This window comes from Flavobacterium sp. FlaQc-30, assembly GCF_044005885.1.
GTDB lineage: Bacteria > Bacteroidota > Bacteroidia > Flavobacteriales > Flavobacteriaceae > Flavobacterium.
In genome coordinates this window covers 454,096-475,725 of the sequence record NZ_JBIPCO010000003.1, presented here as the reverse complement: position 1 = coordinate 475,725, position 21,630 = coordinate 454,096, and the positions used below count along the sequence as shown (strand labels likewise).

Here is a 21,630-nt window from a genome sequence, read left to right as displayed (position 1 = left end):
CTACTTTTTAACGATCCATTCTAACAATCTTCGGCGTAAAAGTTCCTAAAACTTCAACCAAATCAGTTTGATTTGCCATCACTTTTGTAATGTCTTTGTATGCCATTGGCGCTTCGTCAATATTTCCTCCAATCAACGTTACATCATTAGCTTTCAAAACCTTTTTAATTTCGCTTTGAGTGAAAGTACTTTTACATTTCGCTCTAGAAAATAAACGTCCAGCACCATGCGAAGCCGAATTTAAACTTTCGGCATTTCCCTTTCCTTTTACAATGTAACCTGGCGCAGTCATTGAACCAGGAATAATTCCCAATTGTCCTTTTGCTGCTGGCGTAGCACCTTTTCTATGTACAATGCATTCCTGACCGTTTACCATTTCTTTCCATGCAAAATTGTGGTGGTTTTCAATCGTTACCACTACTCTTTTTCCAATCGCTTTGGCAATTCGCCTGTGAATATCGTCATGACATGCTTTCGCATATTCTCCTGCTAAATTCATCGCCAGCCAGTATTCCTGACCATCGTGCGTATTTAAATCTAACCAAGCCAAATGCTGTACATTTTTTGGCAGCGGACACTGTTTTGTTGCCAAATACGTGTAATGCTTCGCAATATTTGCACCTAAACCACGAGAGCCACTATGCGAAAGAACAGCAAAATATTCGCCTTTATCAAGCTTCCATTCGTTCTCTGGATTTTCAATTTTAGCGATTCCAAACTCTACAAAATGGTTTCCTCCGCCTGAACTTCCTAATTGTTTATAAGCTTTTGGCAAAAGATTCTTCAGTAATGGAATATCCTGAAATTCGCTTTTATAAAACACTTCATGATCAACTCTTGAAGCATGCGTTTCATACATCCCAAATTTTGTATTGTCTTTTAAAATTGCTTCTAATTGATACTCTTTTCCTTTAAAATGACAAGCTGGCAAATCGAAAATTGAAAGACTCATTCGGCATCCAATATCAACTCCAACTCCATATGGAATTACAGCATTATCTGTTGCTAAAACGCCGCCAATTGGCAATCCATATCCCGAATGTGCATCTGGCATTAATGCTCCAGCAATTGAAACTGGCAGTTTCAACGAATCGTACAATTGAAATTTTGCCTGTTGATCTATTTCATTTTCACCAAAAATGGTAAAAGGCGCTCTTGTTGTTTTAAGCTGATGCATTCTTACTTGAACTGGTTTTATTAAACCTTCAGCCACTTTGCCCCAAGTTCCATTTCCTTCGTACTTTTCCGGATGTAACAAAACGTCTTTTGCTTCTGTTAGAATAGATTCTTTTTTTTCTCTTTTTCTATATCTGTTTATCTGCCCTAAGGCAATATTTATTGAATTATTCTTTGGAAAACCTAATTTAATCAGGTCTTTTCCAGTTAATTTATTTCCCATAAATTATTTAATTATTTGTTGTGCAAGCTCAAATCAAATCGAACTCAAAATGGTTCAAAATGAAATAAACATGCGAAATCTTTAATCCTTTCGGATAGTTGTTAAATTATTCTTTCGGGAAAATTTGAAGTGTCTAGAATAAAAAAAGCCCGAAACTAAATGTCTTCGGGCTTTTTTATATATCTAAAAATGTATTTCTAAGATTGAAATAAGCCACGAAGAGTCGCTGCACCAAATCTGTTTGGTGTGAAGCTTTGTGATGTTGATGTAAGTACAAACATTTTTCTTCGTTTTTAAAAGGGTTATTATTTTTTCGTCTGCAAATATTCAGAATTGTTTTTTGAATTTCCAAATTTATTTTAAAGAAAATTCTTTAAAATAAATATTTCCGCTCTTTAATGCTACTCAAAAATGAAGTTATTATTTTAATAATAAACACTTTAACTCCAACACTAAATAATTAGTTTCTTATCGATATTGCCAACTATTTCAATCGTTGATGCGTAATGAATTATCGTAATCCGTCTCTCAAGGTTGAAACCTTCGCTATATAAATTCTAGTTTTAAAGCATAAAAAAAGCTCTGATTACTCAGAGCTTCTATTTTTTCGGATGAATTTATTATTCAGATACTTTGCTTTTAACAACTAATCTGAAACCTTCTCCGTGAATATTTAAGATTTCTACATCTTCATCTGCTTTTAGATATTTTCTAAGTTTTGCGATGTAAACGTCCATACTTCTTGAAGTAAAGTAATTGTCGTCTCTCCAAATCTTAGTCAAAGCTAATTCTCTTGGCATTAAGTCATTTTCATGAAGAATCAACATTTTTAGCAATTCGTTCTCTTTTGGAGATAATTTTATTGGTTCTTCGTTTTCAAAAGTTAAAAATCTAAGTTTAGAATTAAGGTGGAATTTACCAATATTAAACTCAAATTGAACTTGTTCTGCTTTTGTATCAGCAGATTTTCTTTGAATAATAGCTTTTATTTTCATCAATAAGACTTCTGAATCAAAAGGCTTATTCAAATAATCGTCAGCACCAGCTTTGTATCCTTTTAACACATCCTCTTTCATAGATTTTGCTGTTAAGAAGATAATAGGCACTTCACTGTTTTTTTCTCTGATTTCTTTGGCTAAAGTGTAACCATCTTTATAAGGCATCATTACATCCAGAATGCATAAATCATATACATCTTTTTTGAATTTCTCGAAACCTTCCATACCGTTTTTAGCTAAAGTAACTTCAAAGTCATTTAACATTAGATAATCTTTAAGAACTGCCCCAAAATTAAGGTCATCTTCTACTAAAAGTATTCTTTTGTTATTATTTTCCATATTTTAATTTATTAATGGTATTTTTATTATAAAGGTGCTACCTTTTCCTTTTTCACTTTCAACATATACTTGACCATTGTGGTCTTCTACAATTCTTTTTACGTAAGCAAGACCTAAACCATGTCCTTTTACGTTATGTAAATCTCCTGTATGTTCTCTGTAAAATTTCTCAAAAACCCTTTTCTGAGCAATTTTACTCATACCTAATCCATTGTCTTTTACTTTTATCAGAATCATGTCTTTAACATTCTCTGTAAAAATTTCAATTTCAGGAATATCTGGTGAATATTTTATTGCATTTTCTAAAATATTAACCAATACGTTTGTAAAATGTACTTCATTTATCAAACAAGTGGTTCTGGCCGCATTATAATGTCTTACAACAGTCCCTTTTCTATCTTCTAAAATTAAATTTACGTGCTCAATTGCATCATCAATTATCTCAGTAATTACAGTTGGCTCTTTTGTAATATCTAATTCTCGTTTTTCAAGTTTAGAAATACGCAATACATTCTCAACTTGCGCATGCATTCTCTTATTCTCATCCCGAATCATTTGAAGATAGCGATAAACCTTTTCTTTATCTTCAATAATTTTTGGATTCCGAATTGCATCTAATGCTAAATTTATTGTCGCAATTGGAGTTTTAAACTCATGCGTCATGTTATTTATAAAATCAGTTTTAATTTCAGAAATATGTTTCTGACGCAGCAACTGATTTAATGCACTAGTATAAGCTATTATAATAATTAATGTAAAAACGATTGATAATATCGTAATGCTTAACAATTCAGATAATAAAAATTTCTTTTTATGAGGAAATGTAACCGATAACTGATATTTACTATTTCCTTCGTTATCTGTAAAAATTGGAATACTGTACGTTGCCTCTTTGTCGTAATGAAATCCATCCGACTTTATTTTAGTTGGAACGCCGCTGCTGTAAACTCCAAATTCAAATTTGGTTTTAACGCCGTATTCTTCTAATTCTTTCCTTAAGAGTTTATAGAGTTTATCTTTTGTAATTCTGCCATCAATTGGGGTTAATGACGCAATATCTTTATATTGAATTTGCTGTTGAACTTTATTAAGAATATCTAAACTACCTGATTTTTCAATCTTTAGATCAGGTATTAAACTCTGTCCTAAATTATTATTATCAATACCGTTATTATTGTTATAAACTTCAGTTACTCTTTTTGTACTAAAATTTTTAAATCGTTCACTGCTGAATTTTTTATTAAAAAGCGAACCGCTTATATCATAATCTTCAGAAGTTAATGTATTCGAGTATATAATAGTTTTATTCGTCTTTGCATTTCTCTGAACATAAAAAACCTGCAATAAATCTTCTTTTTTTGGAATTTTTCCGGTACTGTCTTTAATGCGATTATATTTATCGTAAAAACTGTACTCTTCTTGCTGTTCAAGCTTATCGGCAACATTCCCGATTACCTGTGTAACGTGGTATTTAAACTGTTCTTCGTTATTTTTAAACGAAGAATTGAACCAAAATACCTGTACTAGAATTATCCCTATTAAGGACAAGCTCATCAATAAAACAAGTATTCTAAAAAATAATTTATTCATCGAAACAAAATTAATATTTTAACAATATACTAAATAATACATTAACCAAATATTAACATTTAAGACTGATTTTGTTTTATATTTAAAATTTTAAGAATTTTAACAACTTCTTCGTTAGCAATTTTAAGATTACTGTTATTAATAACAAAATTGCTCAAAGAAATTCGTTTTTCATCATTCCACTGCATTTCCATTCGACTTAAAACCTGTTCTCTTGTGGTATTGTCGCGTTTCATTACTCTTTCAATACGTACTTCGATTGGGGCTATTACAGTAACAATGTAATCACACTCTTTATATCTTCCGCTTTCAAATAAAATAGCTGCTTCATAAACCACAAATTGATCGTTTTTATGCTGCTGGAGCCAATTTTCAAAATCCTTTTTAACAGCTGGATGCACAATAGCATTTAGCTGAGCGAGTTTATCTGCATTATTAAATACGATTTCAGCAAGTTTTGCTCTATTTAAAACATTGTTTTCAAAAAGAGTTTCACCAAAAGCGCTTTTTATTTTATCGATAATTTCAATCGACTGCATTACTTTTTTGGCTTCGTCATCGGATATATAAACCGGCACCCCTTTTTCTTTAAAAAAATTGGCAATTGTAGTTTTACCGCTTCCAATTCCGCCCGTTAAACCAATGACTTTAACCATGAATTATACTTTAAAAAACATACGAGGAAAAGCTTCTTGTGGTTTTCTTTTTAACAAACCAACTTTTATGAAAGACTCTAAAAAACCTCTTCCGTAGCCGTAAAACTGTTTCCAAACTGCAATTACAGATAGATACCCAATTTTAATGCTTTTATTCTGAATAGTTGCTGTAAGAAAAATTATAACGAAATATACAAAATATAATTGTAATAAAATATCAATATTGAATATTAATAGTAAAAAAGCTAATAATAGACCTAATATAAATAAAGTCGGAAACCAGAAAGTCAGCTTTTTATGCTCTGGATACCAACTGTTTAATATTGGACGGGCTTTTCCGAACTTATTAACTTGTATCGAGAATTTTTCCCAATCGATTCTTCGCTTATGATACACATAGGCATCTGGAAATAATCGAGTTTCAAATCCTAAATTCCACAAACGAATGGATAAATCTGGATCTTCTCCCGGATGTATATTACCAAATCCTTTAGAAGCTTCAAATGCTTTTTTCGAAATTCCCATATTAAAACTTCGAGGCTGAAACTTATTAATTTTTTCAGAACCACCGCGAATTCCTCCTGTTGTCAGGAAAGAAGTCATGGCAAAATTGATTGCTTTTTGTATGTCTGAAAAACTATCTAATGCTTTATCTGGACCACCAAAACAATCCACATAATCTTCATTTAAAGCTTTACGAACTTCACTTAGATAATTTGGCGGAATTATACAATCTGAATCGAATATGATAAAATAATCTCCTCTAGCCTTCTGCATTCCAAAATTTCTAGAATCACCCGGCCCGGAATTTTCTTTAAAATAGTATGAAATATTTAATTTTCCTTGATAAGTCATTACAACATCTTTACAAGGAATTGTCGACCCGTCTTCAACAAGGACAATCTCAAAAGCTTCATTATAATCAGATTTTGAAAGACTTTCTAAAAGTTCATCTACTTCATCTGGACGATTATACACAGGTATAACTAAAGAAAAAATCATAATGGGAATGCGGTATTAAATTGTATATTTTAAACTTTAAAAATTTTAACAAAGATATGCTATATTCATAAAAAAACCATCAACTTTTGGTTGATGGTTTTTTACTTATGTTAATTTTTATTTATTTGATACTTTCAATATTAACTATCTCATTTGCTTCAGCTTTGTAGTCAACTCCAGCAAATTCAAATCCAAATAAATTTAAGAAATCATTTCTATAACCTGCTAAGTCTCCAATAGCTGGTAATGTTTCTGTCGTAGCTTCTTTCCAAAGTTCAGCAACTTTTGCCTGAACATCTTCACGCATTTCCCAATCGTCAATTCTAATTCTTCCTTTTTCGTCTGTTGGAACTTCAGAACCAGAATACAATCTATCTTGAAATAAACGCTGAATCTGCTCGATACAACCTTCATGAATACCTTCTTCTTTCATGATTTTATAAAGAAGCGAAATATACAACGGAATAACTGGAATTGCAGAACTTGCTTGTGTAACTAATGCTTTGTTTACAGAAACATAAGCCTTTCCTCCTATAGATTTTAAACTGTCTGTAATTGTAAATGCAGTTGCTTCTAAATGATCTTTTGCGCGACCAATTGTACCTTTACGATAAACAGCTTCTGTAAGTTCAGGCCCAATATAAGAATAAGCAATTGTTGTAGCGCCGTCTGCCAATAAATTTTCATTTTTTAAAGCATCCATCCACATAGCCCAGTCTTCACCACCCATAACTGCAACTGTATTTTCAATATCTTCCTCGTTTGCAGGAGCGATTGAAACTTCGGTTACATTTCCTGTATGAAAATCAACTGTTTTATTTGTAAAAGTTTGTCCAATAGGTTTTAAAACCGAACGGTGTAAAACTCCTGTATTAGGATTTGTACGCACTGGTGAAGCTAAACTATAAATTACAAGATCTACTTGTCCTAAATCAGCTTTTATTAAATCTAATGTTTCTCTTTTTATTTCGTTTGAAAAAGCATCTCCGTTAATACTTTTTGCATATAAACCTGCTTTATGAGCTTCTGTTTCAAATGCAGCAGAATTATACCAACCTGGAGAAGCTGTTTTTCCTTCAACCGGCGGTTTTTCAAAAAACACTCCAATTGTCGCAGCATCAGATCCAAAAGCACTTGTAATTCTTGAAGCTAATCCAAAACCTGTTGAAGCACCAATAACTAGTACTTTTTTTGCACCAGCGATTGCGCCTTTTGATTTGATATATTCTATTTGATTTTTAACATTTTGTTCGGCTCCCTTTGGGTGGGCTGTCAAACAAATAAATCCTCTCATTCTAGGCTCTATAATCATACTTTTTTTTATTTATTCGTAAATCAGCTTCTCATAAATAATCACAAATGATAAACTGATTTCGTTTGTTTAATACGTTTTTAGATGGCAAATATAAATTATTTCTTTAGTTCAACAAGGCTTTGGCATGATTTAAAGCTGAATCTGAAACTACTGCCCCAGATAACATTTGCGCAATCTCTATAACTCTTTCGTCCTGAGACAAAAGCTTTAATTCTGACTGTGTTGCATCATCAATTATTGATTTAAAAACTTTAAAGTGCGAATCGCCTTTTGCAGCAATTTGAGGTAAATGCGTAATGGCAAAAATTTGCATTTTTAAACTCATTTCTTTCATGATTTCACCCATTCTAATAGCTATTTCTCCAGAAACTCCGGTATCAATTTCATCAAAAATTAAAGTCGGTAATTTTGAATACTGAGCTAATATTGCTTTTACTGCAAGCATAATACGAGACATCTCTCCTCCTGATGCTACTTTTTTCAGTAATCCAAAATCAGTTCCTTTATTGGCTGCGAACAAAAACTGCAATTCATCTTTTCCATTCTGAAAATAAGTTTCTGATGGAATCAATTCAATTTTAAAGCGAACATTAGGCATTCCTAATGTATCTAAAATAGTTATTAATTGATTGGATAAAACCGGGATTGCATCAATTCTATTTTTATGAATTACAGTTGCAAATTCATTCAATTCTACCGCTTTTTGTTCTATTGCTTTTGAAAGAGATTCTATTTCTTCTTCAATATTATCCAATTCAAGCAATGTATTTCCTAAATCTTCCTGAATTTGAAGCAATTCTTCTACAGTAGCTGCGTGGTGCTTTTTCTGTAAATTAAAAATTAACTGCAATTTTTGACTTATTGCTTCTAATTGCTCTGGATCGTTTACTAATTTTTCAACGGCATTTTGTAACTCTTTAGAAATATCATCAAACTCAATAGATAAACTTGTTATCCTTTCGAATAAATTTTGATATTCAGATGAAAAAGGTGCAATTTTTTGCAATGATCCTTTAATCTCATTCAAATTATGAAAAACGCCAAATTGCTCTTCGTTTGCAATAACAAGCGATTTATCAATTGATTCTTTAATAATTTCGACATTATTCAACTTTTCAAAATCAGATTCTAATTCTGCTTGTTCACCAGATTTTAATTTAGCCGAAACCAATTCATTCAGTAAAAAAGTATTATACTCTTGTTCTTTTCCTGAATCGCTTTGTTTTTTAAGCAAAGCATTAAGTTTTGACTTATCTGATTTATAAACTTTTAATAAATCTTGATACGCTGCAATTGTATCTCCATTATTCGCAATCGCATCAATAATTTTAAACTGAACGCTTTCCTCAGATAATTCCTGAGTTTGCTGCTGCGAATGAATATCTATTAAAAATAAACTTAAATCTTGTAATTCCTGCAAATTCACAGGACTGTCATTTATAAAAGCGCGAGATTTTCCAGAAGGTAAAATTTCACGACGAATTATGGTTTCGTCTTCGTAATCTAGATCATTTGTCTCAAAAAACTCTTTTAGATTGTATTTAGAAATTTCAAACTGAGCTTCTATGACACATTTTTCTTCTTTATTTTTTAACGAAGTAAGATCTGCTCTTTTTCCTAAAACCAAACCAATTGCACCTAGTATTATAGATTTACCAGCTCCTGTTTCTCCTGTAATTATAGAAAATCCTTTTGAAAAATCAATTGAAAGCTTTTCAATAAGGGCATAATTTTTAATTGACAGTGAAGTTATCATAGGGGGAATTTATAAATATTTAAGCTAATGAAAAAACAAGAAATAAAGCTATTAAAACTTTATTTGAGACCATTTTGAAGAATTTAATGGCGAAACTTTATTTAAAACATCTGTTAAATCAGAAATTGGAATACTTGGACCTCCAGAGAAAATAGAAACAATTTCATCTGATTTTGCATCAAAAAATATTCTAGTTAAAAAAGCATTTGGTTTAACTGTATTTAACCTTCCAATAATTAAAATTGAATTTTTCACTTTCTCTTTTGACGTTTTCAAATCAAGACTCATTCCATCTAAACCAGTGTGATATGCATAAGTTACCTGACGCAAATCACTAAACATTGGAGAAACCATATCATTAATTAAATAATAACGGTTTTGAAGTCCATCAGACTGATTCCATCCTTTAAATCCTCCTTGCTGCGCAACGTTTGCAATATTTTGAGCGGTTTCAAGGTATTGATTTCCTGCTCCCATTTGAAACGTATCTGCATCCATTCCTAAAATTAAATAACTGTAAAATGATATTACAGAAACTAAATTAGATTCATAAACAGATGGATTAAACAATAAAGGTTCGTATTCTGTGTATTTAAAGTTGAAATCTTTATCATTATAATTCAGAACTGGTGAAGAATAGGTTGAATTAAAAATCAATCGAGAAGACTGTACTTGTATTGTTCCTGTAAATTGATCTGAGCTGTTAGATGAAAGCGTAATATACATTGAACAGTTAATTCGCTCATTCTGCTTTAAAACAGAACCAGTCCAATCTGTTTTGTTTACAAATTCGGACAAAGCTGTTTGAAGGGTTTTAAAAACCTGCTGATTGGGATTTGGCAGTCTTTCAGTATTAATAGTTACTATACAATTTAGTTGTTGTGCTTGTGTAAAGCCAAAAATTAAAAACGCTAAAAGAGTAACTATTTTATTCATATAAAAAAATATTAACTGCTATAAACAGTAATCTCAAATTTGCTTTAAGATGCTGTATTAAATCCTAACTATTTAGAGAAAAACGAAACTACTTTCTTTAAAATATCGATTGCTACAAATTCCTTAGATTTTAATTCCATTGGCTCGATCTTGAAGTTTTTATCAATAAAAGTAACTTTATTGGTTTCTTTTTTAAATCCAGCTCCTTCATCTTGTAAGGAATTTAAAACAATCAAATCTAAGTTTTTTTTCTGAATTTTCAGCTTAGCATTTTCAATTTCATTTTCAGTTTCTAAAGCAAAGCCAATTAAAAACTGTTTTTCTTTAGCTGCTCCCAAAGATGACAATATATCTTTTGTTTTTTCCAGCTCGATAGAAAATTCGTCTGAATTTTTCTTTATTTTCTGTAAAGCTACTTCCTTTGGTCTATAATCCGCTACAGCTGCCGCTGCAATTACTACATCAGCGTTTTTAAAATGCAAATGACAAGCATCATACATATCTTGTGCAGACGTAACGTTTACAACTTCAATAGACTGGTTTTTAACCTTTAAATGTGTTGGCCCCGCAACTAAAACAACTTCGGCTCCAAGTTTTGAAGCTTCATTTGCAATATCAAACCCCATTTTTCCTGAGGAATGGTTTCCTATAAAACGTACAGGATCTATTGCTTCGTATGTTGGTCCAGCAGTTACTAGTATTTTTTTTCCTTTCAAAGGCAATTTACTTTCTAAATCAGCCTCTAAAAAAGCGATAATATTTTCTGGTTCAGCCATACGTCCTTCACCAGACAAACCACTCGCAAGCTCACCATTTTCAGCAGGAATCATAATGTTTCCAAACTGTTTTAAAGAGGCAAAACTAGACAATGTAGATTGGTGTTTATACATATCTAAATCCATTGCCGGAGCAAAATAAACAGGACATTTGGCTGACAAATAGGCTGCGATTAAAAGATTATCGCAATTTCCATTAGCCATTTTCGACAATGTATTTGCAGTTGCGGGCGCAATCAACATTAAATCAGCCCAAAGAGCTAATTCTACATGATTGTTCCATACAGCATCTTCATCGTCCTGATTAAAGAAATTAGAATGTACAGGATTTTTTGATAAGGTAGATAATGTAAGCGGGGTTACAAAATCCTTAGAAGCAGGTGTCATTATCACTTGGACATGTGCACCTGCTTTTATAAAAAGTCGTACTAATGAGGCTGTTTTATACGCTGCAATTCCACCAGAAACTCCTAGTAAAATTTTCTTCCCGTTTAAAACTGACATTATACTATATTATTTATTTGAACTTCTATGGTAAGTTTTACCATCTAACCATTCTTGAACAGCTAGAGCGTGTGGTTTTGGTAATTTTTCGTAAAATTTAGAAACTTCAATTTGCTCTTTATTTTCAAAAACTTCTTCAAGACTGTCATTGTAAGTAGCAAACTCTTCTAATTTCTCAGTTAATTCTTTTTTAATTTCAGAATTAATTTGATTTGCTCTTTTAGCCATAATGGTAATTGCTTCATACACATTTCCTGTTGGCTCTTCAATAACTGTTTTATTGTAAGTTATTGTGTTAACAGGAGCATTCGTCTTTTTTAAATCCATGACTTTATTTATTTAGTAAATTTTTGTAAATCTGTTTCAACTCTGGCATTCATTTCTTCTGCCTTCTCTTTGTACTTTGTATCGCTTTTAAACTTTATCAAATTATTGTATGCAACTTTCGCAACGTTTAAACGTTCTTCCATTTTTGATGGAATACTATTAATTGCTAATTGATATGCTGAATCGTATTTGTAAAACAAAGCATCTTCTTTAAATGGTGTTCCAGGGAAATCTGCAATAAAATTATCAAATGCAACTAATGCTGATTTGTAATCTGAAATTGTGTTATATCCTTTAGCATTCTCGTAGGCTTTTTTCTCTAACTTTCCATTTAATATCTTCACAGCATCATTTGCTTGAGCAAGATATTCTGAGTTTGGATAATTATCAATAAAGGCTTGTAATTTCTCTAATGCTTTTACTGTATCTGCTTGATCTAAACTGTAAACCGGCGCTAATTTTGAGTAGCTGAAAGCACCTAAGAAAGCTGCTTCTTGTACTTTTTCACTTCGTGGATAACCTGATACAAAACTTTCGAATTGATATCCTGCTAAATAATATTGTTTTGTTTTATAGTAAGACTGTGAAAACATATAAAAAAGCTTTTCTGCTTGAGGTTTTCCTCTATATGTAGGCGCTAACTGCTCAAAAAGACGAATTGCTTTTGAATATTTTCCAGCATCATACATTTTTGTCGCCATTTCAAATTTTGCTGCGACGTCTTCATTTTTTAACACTTTTTGGTATTCACTACAAGAACAAAAAAGGGCAACAATAATTAATAGAGATACTAGTTTTTTCATTTTCTTACTTTTATTATGATTCCTTAGACGTTATGCCAAAGCAAAATCACACCGAAGTTTCGGTGGCAAATTTAGTTATTAATTTAGCGAATGCAAAATATTTTTTTCGTATAATAAAATACCGATAATCTTAGAGTTACTAAATACTCGCTTTTACAAAATCATTTAATCTTTGAGCTAATGAATCATCAACAGTTACGAGGGGTAAACGCACTGTATTGTCAGCAATACCAAGAGCTTGAAAGATTTGTTTAATTCCTGCTGGATTTCCCTGCTCAAAAATCATATCGATACAATCTGACAATAAATATTGTGTTTTAAACGCTTCGCTTACTTTTTTATTCAATCCTAAACGAATCATTTCTGAAAATTCTTTAGGAAAACCTTGTCCAATTACTGAAATTACTCCTGCTCCTCCTGCTAAAACAATCGGTAAAGCAATCATATCATCTCCTGAAATTACCAAGAAATCTTTTGGTGCATCTTTGATAATCTGCATTGCTTGAGCCATATCTCCGGCAGCTTCTTTTATGGCAACTACATTGCTAAAATCATTTGCTAAACGAACTACTGTAGACGGCAGCATATTACTTGCTGTTCTTCCTGGTACGTTATACAAAATTACAGGCACTGGAGATGCTTCTGCAATTGCTTTAAAATGCTGGTAAATTCCTTCTTGCGTTGGCTTATTATAATATGGCGAGACAGAAAGTATCGCTTCAAAAGCTGAAAAATCTCTTGTTTTTAATTCTTCTACAATCTGCAGAGTATTGTTTCCTCCTACTCCAAGAACTAGAGGCAGTCTTCCTTTATTAACATCGATAACGGTGTTTATAACTAACTCTTTCTCTTCTTGTGTTAAGGTAGCGTTTTCTGCTGTTGTTCCCATAACTACAAGATATTCAACTCCTCCGTCTATCGAAAAATTAACGATACGCTGTAAGGCTTCGATATCTATTGAAAAGTCTTTTTTAAATGGAGTTACAAGTGCAACACCAGTTCCTATTAATGATTGCATATTAATTTATAATTTATTTTATACTTTTTAAATACTTAAACAATTCTTTAATGAATAGTTTATAATTTTCAATTTCGGTTTTAATCATCCAGCGATTTAATCTATTATCTACTGAAGCAAATCCTACTTTAAACTTAGCTTTTGAGCTGTTGGTTATCATCATCAAAATCGCTTTTTCGATTTCGTAGTAACTAATCAAAAGATCAAATTCTGTTTCGATAAATTCGTTTAAAAATTTTTCTGTAATCTCTCCTTTCCAATTGATATGATTTTTACCAAAAGCGGGGTCTGAATACGTTTCTTTTACTTTAAATTTATCTCTGTACGCAACAATTTTTATGTTTTCAGGAGCAATTCCATAAAGGGTTAATTCTTTTACTAACTCTTTAGAATACTGAAATTTGCTTTCATCAACCAATAAACCAATCGTTTGTACATTGCTTGTAAAGACTTCGTTTTTGAGATTATTCAAGTTATTTTTTAATGATTTTTTTACAAAAAATTCCTTTATATAATTTAAAAACATAGTACTTTTACCAAATTACAAAATTAATTATTTAAGCCGCATTTAAAATGGTAAAACTAAAAAAGTATAACCGATTTTTAAAACTTTTTGTTATATTCTTAACACTATTTTCAATATTTTCCTGCAGTACTAAAAAATACAATCTAACAAAAATAGAAGGAAAACAAATTCCTGTTACAGAAAAAAGTGCACAAACACCAGAAATTGAGTCTTTTGTAAAGCCTTATCGCGATCATATAAATAAAGACTTAGACAGTATTCTAGCTTATTGCCCTGAAACTCTTGACAAAAGTACTGGCAAATGGCAAACGAGCATAGGCTGCTTAATGGCTGATGTTTGTTTAGAGAGAGGAAATCTTGTTTTTAAGGCTCGTGAAAAGAAAGATATTGATTTATGCTTTTTAAATCATGGCGGTATTCGCGCTATTTTACCAAAGGGTAATGTCACTACAAGATCGGCTTTTGAAATTATGCCTTTTGAAAATAATCTTGTTGTTCTGGCTTTAAAAGGACAGCAGGTTTTAGAAATGACTGCTTATATTATTAAGGAGAAAAAACCTCATCCTTTATCTGGAATGACGTTTACGATTGCAAAGGATCAAACTGCTAAAAATATACTTATTCAGGGTAAACCTCTTGATCTCGATAAGGTTTATTATGTTGCTACTAATGATTATTTGGCTAATGGCGGAGACAGTATGAATTTTTTTCTAAAAAATGTTCAGAAATTTGATTTGAATTATAAGCTTCGAAATGTACTTATTGATTATTTCAAACAAGTTGACACTATTCCAGTACCTAAAAACATTAGAATTACTGAAGAGTAAAAAGTTCGCCACGAATTTTAAAATGCTAAAAAAGCAATTTGTATTAATTCGTGAAATCAGCGGTCAAAAAAATAGAATTACTAAAAAATAAAAATACGAGCGTTCCCGCAAAAATATATATACAATGAAAAGAAGAGAATTTATCGAAAAAACCGCTGCAAGTACTGCTTTATTAAGCTTAGGGTTATCATTAAGCAGTTTTGGAAGTAACGATGTTAAACATTTAACGATTCTTCACACGAACGATGTTCATAGTCATATAGATCCTTTCCCAGCTGATGATCCTCGTAATCCAAACAAGGGCGGTGTATCTCGCAGGGCGGCGCTTATTGAATCTATTCGTCAGGAAAATCCAAATGTTCTTTTATTAGATGCGGGCGATATTTTTCAAGGAACTCCTTATTTTAATTATTATGGGGGCGAACTTGAATTTAAGTTAATGAGTATGATGAAATATGATGCTTCGACTATAGGTAATCATGATTTTGATAATGGTTTGGATGGTTTGTATGCGCAAATGCCTCACGCTTCTTTTGATTTTATTTGTTCTAATTATGACTTTAAAAATACGGTCATGAACGGGCTTGTAAAACCTTATAAGATTTTTAATAAAAATGGTATTAAGGTTGGTGTTTTTGGTCTTGGTATAGAAATGGCAGGATTAGTTGACAAACAACTTTATAAGGAAACTGTTTATAATGATCCTGTTGAAATTGCTCAGGATATGACTCAATTATTGAAGAAAGAGAAAAAATGTGATTTAGTTGTTTGTCTTTCGCATTTAGGCTATAAGTATAGAGATGATTCTGCTAAAATCTGCGATTTAAAATTGGCTGAACTTACTCAGGATATTGATTTAATAATTGGTGGTCATACGCATACTTTTCTTGACAAACCTACTATTGTTAAAAATAAGGCGGGAGAAAATGTATTGGTAAATCAAGTTGGCTGCTATGGAATAAATTTAGGCCGAATTGATTTTTACTTTGATAAAGATAAAGCACACAGCAATCAGGCTAGATCAATTGTTGTATAACGCTTTTCTATTATTTTTCTCTTTTTCAAGGAAATATTCAACCATAAAATAGTAAGCCAGAATTTGTGTTACGTCTCGAATTAAGACTAATACAATTGAGTACGAAAAGTATTCATTGAAAATATAGAATATATCCGAAAAAATATAACTTATTGCCATCAGGGACATTAATAAAGCCAAAAATGTTCCTTTTGTGATGTAACTTACAAATGAAAAATAACTTACTACACTAAGTACTATACCGTAAATGGTATAGACTGCATTAAATCTTTTCATTTTATCAAATTGCAGACTAAGGACTGAGATTAAAAGGTATACAATAAATATTACTACGATAGATATTGGCAGAATGTCCTTTTTTTTCAGTATTATTTTTTCGTGCTCGAAAATGAAAAGTTTCATGATTAACAGATATACAATCAAGAAACTTATCACTCCTCCTATTTCAGAAATTTCGATGTCCATAAGATCGAAAACCTGTCCTATAAAACAAAATAGAAAAATAAATCCTTCGGTTTTTCTAATCTTGAAATCGTTGCTTATCAAAAAATAAATAAAAATTGCAGGAAGCACGATTGCTTTAGCATAGATTGCTAAAAAATCCTGCCCTGTCCAATCAAAAATGACTGTAAACAGCAGTGCTGAAAAAAATAAAATCAACGATGGTTTATTCGCTTTCATTCAATTTGTTTATAAAATCTTCCTCTGACAATATTGGAATATTCAGCTTGTTTGCTTTTTCTAATTTAGCTGGTCCCATATTATCTCCTGCTACTACAAAATCGGTTTTTGCAGAAATAGAACTTCCTACTTTCCCGCCGTTATCTTCTATTGTTTTCTTTAATTCATCTCTAGAAAATGTGGTAAAGACTCCAGAAACAACAAAAGTTTTTCCTATAAATTTCTCAGTAGCATTTGGGTTGATTTTCTCAATTATTTCAAATTGAACTCCATAACTTTTTAAACGTTCTATGATGCGTTTGTTTTCTTCATTCTCAAAAAACTCTATAACACTTTTGGCAATTCTTTCTCCAATTTCATCTACTAAAATTAGATCCATTAGTGAGGCTTGACTAAGTGCTTCAATGTTTTTATAATGTTTGGCTAATTTTTTTGCAACGGTTTCTCCAACAAAACGAATTCCAAGAGCAAACAAAACACTCTCAAATGGAATTTCTTTTGATTTTTGAACTCCTTTAACTAAGTTTTCAGCAGATTTTTGCGCCATTCTTTCTAATGGAAGAATGTCTTCTACTTTCAATTCATAAAGGTCTGCATAATTATGTACTAAACCATTATTGAATAGCAGTGCAACTGTTTCGCCTCCCAATCCTTCAATATCCATCGCTTTTCTTGAGATAAAATGCTGAATTCGTCCAATAATCTGCGGCGGACAGCCGTAAAAATTAGGACAGTAATGATTGGCTTCGCCTTCATTTCTTACCAATTCGGTTTGACATTCAGGGCAATGCGTAATATAATTTGTTTTTTCTGAGTTTTCTGGGCGTTTATCTAAATCTACTGCTATAATTTTAGGGATAATTTCGCCTCCTTTCTCAACAAAAACGGTGTCGTTTATTCTAATATCAAGTTTCTCAATCTGATCTGCATTATGCAATGAGGCTCTTTTTACGATGGTTCCTGCTAATTGCACTGGTTCTAAATTTGCAACTGGTGTAATAGCGCCGGTACGCCCCACTTGATAAGATATTGATTTTAATTTTGTTGAAACTTGTTCTGATTTGAATTTATATGCTATTGCCCAACGCGGCGACTTAGCGGTATATCCTAATTCTTCCTGCGAATGAATACTATTTACTTTGATTACTACACCATCTGTTTCATAAGGTAATTCGTGACGGTGCACATCCCAATAATCAATAAATTCAAACACTTCTTGCATGTTATTGACTAATTTGGCTTCTTTTGGCACTTTAAATCCCCAATTTCTTGCCGCTTCTAATCCTTCGTATTGGGTTGTAAACGGAAGATCGTTTCCAGTTACAAAATACAGCAAACATTCTAACGGGCGTTTTGCCACTTCGGCACTGTCTTGCAATTTTAAACTTCCTGAAGCTGTATTTCTTGGGTTTGAATACGGTGTTTCGCCAATCTCTATTAATTCTTGATTCATTTTTTCGAAACCTGCAAACGGGAGAATGATTTCTCCACGAATATCAAATTTTTCAGGATAGTTTCCTTTTAACTGCAAAGGAACTGACTTGATTGTTTTAATATTATTGGTTACCTCATCTCCTTGAAAACCATCTCCACGGGTTAATGCTTGCACTAGTTTTCCGTTTTCATAAGTTATACTGATTGAAGCTCCGTCGTATTTTAATTCACAGGTATACTGTAAATCTACATTACCCAAAACACGTTGAATACGGTTTTCCCAATCAATTAAATCTTCTTTTGAATAGGAATTATCAAGCGAGTACATTCTGTACTGATGTGCAATAGTTTTAAAATTCTTTGTTATGGTTCCTCCAACACGTTGTGTAGGTGAATTTTCGTCAAAATACTCAGGATATTTACTTTCTAAATCTTGTAATTCTTTTAATTTAAGATCAAAATCATAATCTGAAATTGTGGCATTATCCAGCACATAATAGTTGTAATTGTGCTGATTTAGTTCGTTTCTTAAAGATTGAATGTTTTCTTGGATACTCATAAATAATAAAATGATGCTGATTTTGATCGAGAATAATTGAATATCAAAATTAGGATTATTTTTTGTTCAAAAAGCATAAGAATTGAAAGTTTTTAAAATCAAAAATCAAGCTACAAAATCATGCAGCCTGATTTTCTTCTTGTCCATTATTCTTAAAAAAGAATTAAACAAAACCAACTTCCAAATGGTTTCTACTTTTATATTTTCAATGCTGACTATCAAGTAATTAGATTGCAAATATAACGCTATTTTTGGATAATAATAAAGTCTGAACGTCTATTTAATAAATGCTCTTCTTCGGTACATTTTACACCGTTTTTACATTTATTAATTAATCTGCTTTCGCCGTAACCAATGGCGCTTTCGATTCTTGAAGGATCTACGTCCTGCGAAATGATGTAATCGCGTGTCGATTTGGCTCTGTTATCGGATAGTTTCATGTTGTAAGCGTCTTTTCCTCGCGAATCTGTATGTGACTCAATTTTGATACGGATATTTGGGAATTTCTTCATAACAAATACTACTTTCGAGAGTTCTTCGATGGCTAGAGGTGTAATGTCGTATTTGTCATAATCAAAATAAATTGGTTTTACATCTACTTTTTCAACTCCTTGCTTTTTCACTACTAAATCATCATAATTGCTTAGTTCGAAGTTGACATCTTTAATTTCACCTTCGTTTTCATTTGTGGTTTCTACGGTTTTTTCATCACTGCTGTAGTTTGGTTTTGCTGCAATCATTTTTACTACTTTTCCACAGGGAACTGTTATAGCGTATTTACCTTCGAAATTTGTTTTTGTTTCGCCAAGTACTTCGCTAAATGAGTTATATGCCATTACGGTAACATCTGTTAAGGGAAGTCTGGATTTTCTATCAATCGCAATGCCTGATATGCTTTGATTGCAAATAGGTTTTCCTTTTGTAAACGAATAAATATCATCGTCTCCTTTTCCTCCAGCTCTATTTGATGAAACGTATCCGAAGCTTTCGGTTTTATCAATAATAAATGCAAAGTCATCTTTATTACTATTAATAGGTGCTCCGAGGTTTCGCGGTATTGAAAAACTTCCGTCGTCTAATAATGTGCTTTCATAAACATCTAAATCTCCCCATCCGTAATGTCCATCGGAAGAAAAATACAATGTTCCGTTTCTGAAAAATGGAAAAAGATCATTACCAAGAGTGTTAATATTCGGCCCTAGATTTTTAGGTGAATTCATTGTGCCATCGGTTGCAATTTTTACCACATATAAATCTGTTCCGCCAAATCCGCCCGGCATATCTGATGCAAAGAAAAGTAATTGACCGTCTTCGCTTAAAGAAGGATGTCCTACGGAGTAATCGTCACTGTCAAAGAAGACTTTTTCAGAATTTTCTAGTTTATTATTGACTATTGAACCTTTAATAATCTGAAAGTTATTCGTTTTACTTTCGTCAATTACTAATTTCTTTTTCTTTACAATATTTGTCGAATAATAAATGGTTTTTCCGCTGCTGTCAAATGTTGCTGTAGCTTCATGATACTTAGTCATTACGTTTGGAAGGAATAATTCTGCATTGAGCAAATTTCCATCAGCAGCGTTTCTTTCAGCAATATATAAGTTTAGAAATGGCTGATTGTTCCAGTTGTATAATTTTTGACTAAATTTTGTTGTATCTCTTGCAGATGTAAATACGATTTTATCTTGAAAAAAAGTAGCTCCAAAATCAGATTTATTGGTGTTTATATCCAAGTTTTTAATCTGATACAGCGATTTTGTTTTCGCTAAACTGTCCATTTGTTTTTTCTGAGTCACATAGCGATTAATCTCTTTTTGATCTCCTTTTTTATTAAGATACTCTTTCGTAATTCTATCAGCATCATCATAATCCATAACTGCTTTCATTGTTTGGATGTATCGTAGATAATAAACGTCTGTCATATTATTATCCTGAGCTTCATATAGTTTTTTATACCATTTAAGCGCATTTCGAGCATCGGATATAAAATAATAGGAATCGGCGGCGTTCTTTAGCGTTTGCGTCGATGGTTTTTTAATGTTTTGCAAACATTCTTCATAGGCTTTTGAAGCATCGAGATAAGAATAATTTCTAAACAAGGCATCGGCTTTTTTTAAATTAGTTTGAGCAAAACCAAATGTCAAACTCAATACTAAACTAAGGATATATAGTTTTTTCATAGGTTTTTAATTTTAGAAGAATCGAGGAGATTTAATTTTACTTTGACCTTTGTTGAACTGGTAACGCAAAATGATTTCATGTGTTCCATCGTTATATTTATTTAACTGGCTCACTGTGTAATCGAAAGCATATCCTAAATAAAAACTCTTAGATATTTGAAAACCCGCTAAAATACTTACAGAATCATCTGTTCTATACGATGCACCGATGACAAATTTCTCGGCAATCATAAAATTTGCCGAAATATCAGCAGTAAGTGGTGCTCCACTCACTGCTTTTACTAAAAATGCGGGCTTGAATTTTAAGTTTGGATTTAAGTCAAAAACATAACCTCCCATTAAATAATAATGTAAACGGTCATAATCAACGGATTCCTGAACATCATCGTAATAAGTGCTTTGAATAAAACTAGGAACTGATAAACCTACATACCATTTATCTGTATAGTAATACACTCCTGCTCCAACAGCCAATTTTGCCTGATTGTTAATGTTTTGATTGAGTAAAACATCGTTTGAATCATAATATCTCCCTTTTGACCAGTCTATATTTAACATTCGCATACCCGCTTTTAATCCGAATGCTAATCTTTGTTCGTAACCTAAAGGAATCGAATAAGAGAAGTTTCCATCTAGATACAATTCATCTGACGGGCCGATTTTATCATTTACAATACTTAATCCTAAACCAATCTTTTCGTTGCGAAGTGGTGTCTGAAGAGAAAATGACTGTGTTTCTGGTGCTCCAGGAATTCCAATCCATTGCGAACGATATAAAAGAGCTGCTTCTAAACTGCTGGTAGACCCAGCATAAGCTGGATTTACCGCCATTGTGTTGTACATATATTGTGTGTACTCTGGATCTTGCTGCGCAGTTGCACAAAATGTGATTAAAGAACATATTATTACAAAATACGTTTCTAATGATTTTATATATAGTTTCATAACGATACTTATTTAGTTTAATT

At 31.9% G+C, this 21,630-nt stretch carries 19 protein-coding genes; 2 read left to right on the top strand and 17 right to left on the bottom strand.

Annotated features, from left to right (window positions below; translation table 11 throughout):
- Nucleotides 1–7 precede the first annotated feature (7 nt).
- From ACHRV0_RS10115 to ACHRV0_RS10055, 13 genes are all read right to left on the bottom strand, one after another.
- Nucleotides 8–1,399 carry an RtcB family protein gene (locus ACHRV0_RS10115; protein WP_395440761.1) on the bottom strand — a complete coding sequence of 464 codons (1,392 nt, stop codon included), beginning with the start codon at nucleotides 1,397–1,399 and terminating at the stop codon, nucleotides 8–10.
- A gap of 620 nt (nucleotides 1,400–2,019) precedes the next feature.
- Nucleotides 2,020–2,736 carry a response regulator transcription factor gene (locus ACHRV0_RS10110; protein ID WP_071637402.1) on the bottom strand — a complete coding sequence of 239 codons (717 nt, stop codon included), beginning with the start codon at nucleotides 2,734–2,736 and terminating at the stop codon, nucleotides 2,020–2,022.
- A 3-nt stretch (nucleotides 2,737–2,739) separates the two neighbouring features.
- Nucleotides 2,740–4,326 carry a sensor histidine kinase KdpD gene (locus tag ACHRV0_RS10105; protein WP_089055961.1) on the bottom strand — a complete coding sequence of 529 codons (1,587 nt, stop codon included), beginning with the start codon at nucleotides 4,324–4,326 and terminating at the stop codon, nucleotides 2,740–2,742.
- A 59-nt stretch (nucleotides 4,327–4,385) separates the two neighbouring features.
- On the bottom strand, nucleotides 4,386–4,982 hold the full coding sequence (coaE, locus tag ACHRV0_RS10100; RefSeq protein WP_395440760.1) for a dephospho-CoA kinase: 597 nt from the start codon (nucleotides 4,980–4,982) through the stop codon (nucleotides 4,386–4,388).
- Nucleotides 4,983–4,985: 3 nt separating this feature from the next.
- Nucleotides 4,986–5,984 carry a glycosyltransferase family 2 protein gene (locus tag ACHRV0_RS10095; protein ID WP_129024318.1) on the bottom strand — a complete coding sequence of 333 codons (999 nt, stop codon included), beginning with the start codon at nucleotides 5,982–5,984 and terminating at the stop codon, nucleotides 4,986–4,988.
- 121 nt (nucleotides 5,985–6,105) lie between these two features.
- Complete coding sequence (fabV, locus tag ACHRV0_RS10090) at nucleotides 6,106–7,296, bottom strand: enoyl-ACP reductase FabV (protein WP_089055958.1); 1,191 nt, start codon at nucleotides 7,294–7,296, stop codon at nucleotides 6,106–6,108.
- Between the two features lie 106 nt (nucleotides 7,297–7,402).
- Nucleotides 7,403–9,055 carry a DNA repair protein RecN gene (gene recN / locus ACHRV0_RS10085; protein ID WP_395440759.1) on the bottom strand — a complete coding sequence of 551 codons (1,653 nt, stop codon included), beginning with the start codon at nucleotides 9,053–9,055 and terminating at the stop codon, nucleotides 7,403–7,405.
- A gap of 51 nt (nucleotides 9,056–9,106) precedes the next feature.
- Nucleotides 9,107–9,991: a DUF4835 family protein gene (locus ACHRV0_RS10080; RefSeq protein WP_395440758.1), complete on the bottom strand. Its 885-nt coding sequence runs from the start codon at nucleotides 9,989–9,991 to the stop codon at nucleotides 9,107–9,109.
- 68 nt (nucleotides 9,992–10,059) lie between these two features.
- Complete coding sequence (gene coaBC / locus ACHRV0_RS10075; protein ID WP_395440757.1) at nucleotides 10,060–11,271, bottom strand: bifunctional phosphopantothenoylcysteine decarboxylase/phosphopantothenate--cysteine ligase CoaBC; 1,212 nt, start codon at nucleotides 11,269–11,271, stop codon at nucleotides 10,060–10,062.
- Nucleotides 11,272–11,280: 9 nt separating this feature from the next.
- Nucleotides 11,281–11,598, bottom strand: a complete 318-nt coding sequence (locus ACHRV0_RS10070) for a DNA-directed RNA polymerase subunit omega (protein ID WP_008463064.1) — start codon at nucleotides 11,596–11,598, stop codon at nucleotides 11,281–11,283.
- Between the two features lie 8 nt (nucleotides 11,599–11,606).
- Nucleotides 11,607–12,401, bottom strand: coding sequence for an outer membrane protein assembly factor BamD (locus ACHRV0_RS10065; protein WP_129024323.1), 795 nt, complete (start codon nucleotides 12,399–12,401; stop codon nucleotides 11,607–11,609).
- A gap of 139 nt (nucleotides 12,402–12,540) precedes the next feature.
- Nucleotides 12,541–13,419, bottom strand: coding sequence for a 4-hydroxy-tetrahydrodipicolinate synthase (dapA, locus tag ACHRV0_RS10060; protein ID WP_129024324.1), 879 nt, complete (start codon nucleotides 13,417–13,419; stop codon nucleotides 12,541–12,543).
- Nucleotides 13,420–13,432: 13 nt separating this feature from the next.
- The gene (locus ACHRV0_RS10055; RefSeq protein WP_395440756.1) at nucleotides 13,433–13,945 is read right to left on the bottom strand and encodes a DUF6913 domain-containing protein; all 513 of its coding nucleotides are present in this window, start codon (nucleotides 13,943–13,945) and stop codon (nucleotides 13,433–13,435) included.
- 47 nt (nucleotides 13,946–13,992) lie between these two features.
- Here ACHRV0_RS10055 and ACHRV0_RS10050 point away from each other — a divergent pair, with 47 nt between their 5' ends.
- The gene (locus ACHRV0_RS10050; protein ID WP_129024326.1) at nucleotides 13,993–14,772 is read left to right on the top strand and encodes a 5'-nucleotidase C-terminal domain-containing protein; all 780 of its coding nucleotides are present in this window, start codon (nucleotides 13,993–13,995) and stop codon (nucleotides 14,770–14,772) included.
- Between the two features lie 124 nt (nucleotides 14,773–14,896).
- On the top strand, nucleotides 14,897–15,808 hold the full coding sequence (locus ACHRV0_RS10045) for a bifunctional UDP-sugar hydrolase/5'-nucleotidase (RefSeq protein ID WP_129024327.1): 912 nt from the start codon (nucleotides 14,897–14,899) through the stop codon (nucleotides 15,806–15,808).
- On the opposite strand, the gene ACHRV0_RS10040 is transcribed toward ACHRV0_RS10045, so the two are convergent.
- From ACHRV0_RS10040 to ACHRV0_RS10025, 4 genes are all read right to left on the bottom strand, one after another.
- Complete coding sequence (locus ACHRV0_RS10040; protein ID WP_089056055.1) at nucleotides 15,794–16,489, bottom strand: hypothetical protein; 696 nt, start codon at nucleotides 16,487–16,489, stop codon at nucleotides 15,794–15,796. The genes ACHRV0_RS10045 and ACHRV0_RS10040 overlap by 15 nt on opposite strands.
- A complete protein-coding gene (ligA, locus tag ACHRV0_RS10035; RefSeq protein WP_395440755.1) occupies nucleotides 16,476–18,482 on the bottom strand; it encodes an NAD-dependent DNA ligase LigA in 2,007 nt (668 codons plus the stop codon). Before ligA ends, ACHRV0_RS10040 begins: the two co-directional genes overlap by 14 nt.
- 245 nt (nucleotides 18,483–18,727) lie before the next feature.
- Nucleotides 18,728–20,662: an OmpA family protein gene (locus tag ACHRV0_RS10030; protein WP_395440754.1), complete on the bottom strand. Its 1,935-nt coding sequence runs from the start codon at nucleotides 20,660–20,662 to the stop codon at nucleotides 18,728–18,730.
- A 12-nt stretch (nucleotides 20,663–20,674) separates the two neighbouring features.
- Entirely contained in the window at nucleotides 20,675–21,607 is a 933-nt protein-coding gene (locus ACHRV0_RS10025; protein ID WP_395440753.1) for a type IX secretion system membrane protein PorP/SprF, read from the bottom strand.
- Nucleotides 21,608–21,630 lie beyond the last annotated feature (23 nt).

Excerpts from the sequence above, each read along its gene's own strand:
- ACHRV0_RS10105 (WP_089055961.1), bottom strand. The coding sequence starts at position 4,326 with ATGAATAAATTATTTTTTAGAATACTTGTTTTATTGATGAGCTTGTCC.
- ACHRV0_RS10040 (WP_089056055.1), bottom strand. The coding sequence starts at position 16,489 with ATGAAAGCGAATAAACCATCGTTGATTTTATTTTTTTCAGCACTGCTG.
- coaE (WP_395440760.1), bottom strand. The coding sequence starts at position 4,982 with ATGGTTAAAGTCATTGGTTTAACGGGCGGAATTGGAAGCGGTAAAACT.
- ACHRV0_RS10095 (WP_129024318.1), bottom strand. The coding sequence starts at position 5,984 with ATGATTTTTTCTTTAGTTATACCTGTGTATAATCGTCCAGATGAAGTA.
- coaBC (WP_395440757.1), bottom strand. The coding sequence starts at position 11,271 with ATGTCAGTTTTAAACGGGAAGAAAATTTTACTAGGAGTTTCTGGTGGA.
- ligA (WP_395440755.1), bottom strand. The coding sequence starts at position 18,482 with ATGAGTATCCAAGAAAACATTCAATCTTTAAGAAACGAACTAAATCAG.
- ACHRV0_RS10110 (WP_071637402.1), bottom strand. The coding sequence starts at position 2,736 with ATGGAAAATAATAACAAAAGAATACTTTTAGTAGAAGATGACCTTAAT.
- ACHRV0_RS10115 (WP_395440761.1), bottom strand. The coding sequence starts at position 1,399 with ATGGGAAATAAATTAACTGGAAAAGACCTGATTAAATTAGGTTTTCCA.
- ACHRV0_RS10045 (WP_129024327.1), top strand. The coding sequence starts at position 14,897 with ATGAAAAGAAGAGAATTTATCGAAAAAACCGCTGCAAGTACTGCTTTA.
- ACHRV0_RS10070 (WP_008463064.1), bottom strand. The coding sequence starts at position 11,598 with ATGGATTTAAAAAAGACGAATGCTCCTGTTAACACAATAACTTACAAT.
- recN (WP_395440759.1), bottom strand. The coding sequence starts at position 9,055 with ATGATAACTTCACTGTCAATTAAAAATTATGCCCTTATTGAAAAGCTT.
- ACHRV0_RS10030 (WP_395440754.1), bottom strand. The coding sequence starts at position 20,662 with ATGAAAAAACTATATATCCTTAGTTTAGTATTGAGTTTGACATTTGGT.
- ACHRV0_RS10050 (WP_129024326.1), top strand. The coding sequence starts at position 13,993 with ATGGTAAAACTAAAAAAGTATAACCGATTTTTAAAACTTTTTGTTATA.
- ACHRV0_RS10055 (WP_395440756.1), bottom strand. The coding sequence starts at position 13,945 with ATGTTTTTAAATTATATAAAGGAATTTTTTGTAAAAAAATCATTAAAA.
- ACHRV0_RS10025 (WP_395440753.1), bottom strand. The coding sequence starts at position 21,607 with ATGAAACTATATATAAAATCATTAGAAACGTATTTTGTAATAATATGT.
- dapA (WP_129024324.1), bottom strand. The coding sequence starts at position 13,419 with ATGCAATCATTAATAGGAACTGGTGTTGCACTTGTAACTCCATTTAAA.
- ACHRV0_RS10065 (WP_129024323.1), bottom strand. The coding sequence starts at position 12,401 with ATGAAAAAACTAGTATCTCTATTAATTATTGTTGCCCTTTTTTGTTCT.
- fabV (WP_089055958.1), bottom strand. The coding sequence starts at position 7,296 with ATGATTATAGAGCCTAGAATGAGAGGATTTATTTGTTTGACAGCCCAC.
- ACHRV0_RS10080 (WP_395440758.1), bottom strand. The coding sequence starts at position 9,991 with ATGAATAAAATAGTTACTCTTTTAGCGTTTTTAATTTTTGGCTTTACA.